Genomic DNA, 4,384 nt, shown 5'->3' with positions numbered 1-4,384 from the left:
TTACTCGGTTCATTTCTGCATAGTCTATTCCTATTATTCCATTTCCCGAATTTATTAAACTCAACTTCTCTCCCTTCTTTCTAACTGTTTTTTATGCTTCTTTCTATATCTGAATCCACCTTTTCAAAACTTCCTGCTATTGCTTTCAATTCTTTTGATATTTCTCTTAACATTGAATCGTAATTATACATGCCTTTTTTTACTTCAGAATATTTATATTGAAATTCATTCTTACTGTCACCTTTCCAACTTTCAATCAATTCACTAGTTGCTGCTTCAACATTTGCCTCATGAGCTTTACATGTGTCTGCTGCTTTTACAAATAAGTCGGCTGTTCTATTAAAATCCTCTATATTTATACTTATTGTTTCCATAATATCCCCCTCTAATTAGTTCAATTTAATTTGCATTCAAGCATCTATTCAATTCCTCATCTGCTTTTATTACTGATATATAGGCTGAATTCTTTTCCAAAACATTCTGTATATCTGCTTTTGCTTCTTTCATTTTTCCAAGGGTTATTCTATTTTTTGCCCTCATAAGATATATTTCTAATTGCTCTGGTTTTAAATCCAATGCGTACTCATACATAATTTCAGCTTCATCATTTCTTCCTATGTCTCTTAACGCATTTGCTTTTAGTATGTATAACTTTGAATCGTATGGATAACTTATAATTAATACGCTATATTGTTGAATTGCTTTTTCATAGGCTGCTTTACTCTTGTCACTTCCAATTAATTTTAATGCTAATGCCTTAAAATAATATGAATTTATTTTGTTCATATCATTTTGTTGCATATTTTCAATTATATAATCAAAGTCTTCTAAGGCTTCTCCATATTTTTGCAATGTCATAAATAAACTTGCTTTGTTGAACCTTACATCCATGTTTTCTGGATATATTTCTATTAGCCTATTATAAATATCTATTGCCTTATCAGTTTCTCTCATTTTAAAGTATATTGTTGCTTTTTTATTTAATATTTGAAAATTATCTGGTTTTATTTTTTCACATTTTTCTATTTCCTCTAATGCTTCCTGTAATTTGTTCTGTTTCTCAAGTATAATTGCCATATCATACTTAAATACAGTTTTATCTTTGATTAAATCTTCAGTCTTTTTAAGTAAATCTAAAGCTTCTTGATACTGTCCCATTTCTCCTAATATCAAGCTTTTAAAATGATTTGCTTCTTCATTATTAACTTCTATCATAAGAGTTTTATTATAATTTTCAATAGCACTACTAAACTCACCCATTTTTTGAAGAATATTAGCTTTTTTATTATAAGCTTCTACACTTTCACCTTTTATATTTATGACTTTATCTATCCATATTAATGCTTGGTTAAAATTACGAGTCATATCATAACATAGAGATAAATTGTAATATAAATTTTCTTTATTCACTCCTAAATATATCGCTTTATTATATAACCTTATAGCTTCCTCTGTATCTTTTTTCATAAAAAAAGTCACATTTGCTTTCTGAAAAACCGCTTCCCCTTCAATTGGCTTTTTACTTATTATTAAATCATAATATTCTAAAGCTTTATCTGCTTCTCCTAATAATACATATACCATAGCTTTGTTGTAGTAAGCATCTATATACTCAGCATTTTCTTCCAACACCATATTAAAATATTTTAATGCGTCATTATATCTTTCTTTCTCAATAAAATACAATCCCATCTTATTTAATTCTTCAGCTTTTGTATTTTCTAATGCTTTCTCCATATAAATCATTCCTTCTTATTTCATTTTTTGTTGACAATCGTTTTTTTCTGCATTTATAATACTAGAAATACTTCTTAATCCATTTGTAATACTATCAAAATTTCTAGAAAACCCTTGTATACTATTTTGTATATTTCTTGCCGCTTGTCCCCCAAGTGCGTTGTCCATATTACTTACTGTACTGTTCAGATTTCCTTTAGCATCTTGACTACATGAGACTGCATTATTTAATTCTCCTAATGAATCATTTGCTCCATCTAAAATCCCTTTTAAAACATTGTTCATAAGCTCACCTCTACTTAATATATTTGTTTCACTTATTTAGTTTCTATCAAATACCATTTTAAAAAAATTATAACATATTTATTTTTATTATAACAACACTTTAAAGTCGTTATATTATTAAATTCAATAAAAAATTTAATAATATAACGACTTTAAAAAAATAGACCTATATTTCTACTTACTAAAAATATAGGTCTACTTACATTTTGTTTTTATTCTTTTATTTTCTTTTCATACCTACCATACATTATAAATGCTACTATAGAAAAGAATACAGGTCCTATTATCATCCATATGGTCGATTTTATGTCTGGTTTAGACTGTAATATTGGCTCAATTATTGTAAATAAATTTGCAAAGAATACTGTAGCTGTAACTACAACTGCTGCAATTACAGCACTCCTATAACTTTTAAATATTTCAAATGGTTTTTCTATTTCTTTCTTCTTTTTAAAACCTGTAAACGCAATAGCAATAAATATATATGGCAGAGTCATTGCAACATTTGTCATAAGTACAATATATGAGAAGAACTGTGAAACTCCATCTCCACCAAATGATGTAAGAAAAATAAATACACATACTATTATGCATTGTATCCACATAGCATTTCTTGGTATACCATCTTCATCAATTTTGCCAATAAGTTTAGGCCATAACTTCGTTGGGGTTCCTTCTATCAATTGTTTTAATGGTGAATACACAAGAGTAAAATACGATCCTAAATAAGCTAAGAACATTGAAAGTCCAACTATTCTTGCAAAAAATCTTCCTAAACTAACAGCTGCTGCTTGTCCTAGTCCAATACTTGTCCCTATTGTGTACCCTAAGTTTTGCATTATTATATATGTTATATTAGCTAGGTTCACTCCATGAGTTCCACTTAACTCTTTCCAGTTAAGGAATATACCACACATAAATATACCTATAGAATATCCTACGGCAATAATTATTGCAGATACAAGCATTCCCTTTGGAAAGGTGGTCTCTGGTTTTTCAGTTTCATCAACTAGCCCACCAACAGCTTCTATTCCACCATATGCAAATATAGCAAATACCAGAAATGATAATAAATTCATTATAGAATTACTTGCCGGATTTGGTGAATCAATAAATGTTTTTACTGAAGTAATTGGTTGTGCAAGTTTTCCTCCATGTAAAATAAAAATCAAAATTCCCCCCACAAGTAATACAACATTAAGAAGGGCTATTGCAGTTCCTCCTATTGAAGTTATTTTACTTATTTTTTGTAATCCTTTTGATGCAACAAAGGTTACTATAATAACAAATAAGATTGCAAGTATTCCTAGCACTTTGGTTGATTGAATTCCTAAAACTGAACTGTTTTCTGTTATATCTCTACCAAATATTAAATTTGAAAGTGGTATCCATATTTCTGTTGCCACACTTACCATCCAAATTACATACGATGCATACCACATAAATGTTCCGATAAAAGCAAATTTGCCATTTACCGATTTTTCCATCCATGAATATATTCCGCCCTTTTCTTTTTTGAAGGCTGCACCATACTCAGCCATCATAAATGCATATGGTATAAAAAAGGTTAACCCTGATAATATATACCATGGAATAGCTGCATATCCCATTTTGTAAAAGGCTTTAGATATGTTATTAAAGCCAAAAACCGATGTAAACACCATTAATACTAATGGTATTAATGTTAATTTCTTTTTGCTTTTCATTTTCTTATACACTCCTATTGTTGAAAGTTTTTTTTCAGACAATTAAATATTATATATTAAAACTAGCTTTTTTTCAATTAATCTGAATATTGCAAAACCATTTTTCTTGTATGGTTTTATTTATTGTTGTTGACATCTTATAATTAAGATACTATAATATTGTAAAATATATTTTAATAAAATGATGATGATAGGAATAGTAGATTTATATAAGCTGATAGCGAATTAGGGATAGTGTAAGCCTAAGAAGTAGACATAAATCGAAAGACATCCTTGAGTAGATTGTCTGAAAGCCGATTTGGTTATTAGGATAATACGTTCTCCCTCGTTATAGGGACTTAAGATAATCTGAATTTTATGATTAACATGGATGGCACCGTGGGATATTATTCTCACTCCAATTTTTTTGGAGTGAGATTTTTTATTTGGGCTATATTTTGTATTAATGCATATTCAGATTAAATTAGGGTGGTACCACGTTTAAAATCGTCCCTTTTTTAGGAGACGACTTTTTTTTGAACAAATTTACAATATTAAGAAATTGCAAAGTAAAGACTAAAGAATTTTATCATAGCTAAAGCTAGATAAAAAGATTAAAGAAAGCCTTCGGCTAGATGGAAGAATTGACGAGGCTAAAGCCGTCAAAGGTGAGAGAA

General features: G+C 28.9%; 4 protein-coding genes and 1 other annotated feature. All 4 genes read right to left on the bottom strand.

Annotated elements, in window-relative coordinates; all coding sequences use genetic code 11:
- Positions 1-80: 80 nt before the first annotated feature.
- Positions 81-374, bottom strand: coding sequence for a WXG100 family type VII secretion target (locus tag B8978_RS19215; protein WP_084117890.1), 294 nt, complete (start codon positions 372-374; stop codon positions 81-83).
- Between the two features lie 25 nt (positions 375-399).
- Positions 400-1,737: a tetratricopeptide repeat protein gene (locus B8978_RS19210; RefSeq protein ID WP_176212766.1), complete on the bottom strand. Its 1,338-nt coding sequence runs from the start codon at positions 1,735-1,737 to the stop codon at positions 400-402.
- Between the two features lie 15 nt (positions 1,738-1,752).
- Complete coding sequence (locus B8978_RS19205) at positions 1,753-2,022, bottom strand: hypothetical protein (protein WP_084117888.1); 270 nt, start codon at positions 2,020-2,022, stop codon at positions 1,753-1,755.
- A 212-nt stretch (positions 2,023-2,234) separates the two neighbouring features.
- Positions 2,235-3,740, bottom strand: coding sequence for a glutamate/gamma-aminobutyrate family transporter YjeM (gene yjeM, locus B8978_RS19200; protein WP_084117891.1), 1,506 nt, complete (start codon positions 3,738-3,740; stop codon positions 2,235-2,237).
- 166 nt (positions 3,741-3,906) lie between these two features.
- Positions 3,907-4,131 (top strand) — a binding site (T-box leader).
- Positions 4,132-4,384: the final 253 nt, after the last annotated feature.

This window comes from Clostridium acidisoli DSM 12555 (assembly GCF_900176305.1).
Classification (GTDB): Bacteria; Bacillota; Clostridia; order Clostridiales; family Clostridiaceae; genus Clostridium_I; species Clostridium_I acidisoli.
This window is presented reverse-complemented; position numbering and strand designations above follow the sequence as displayed.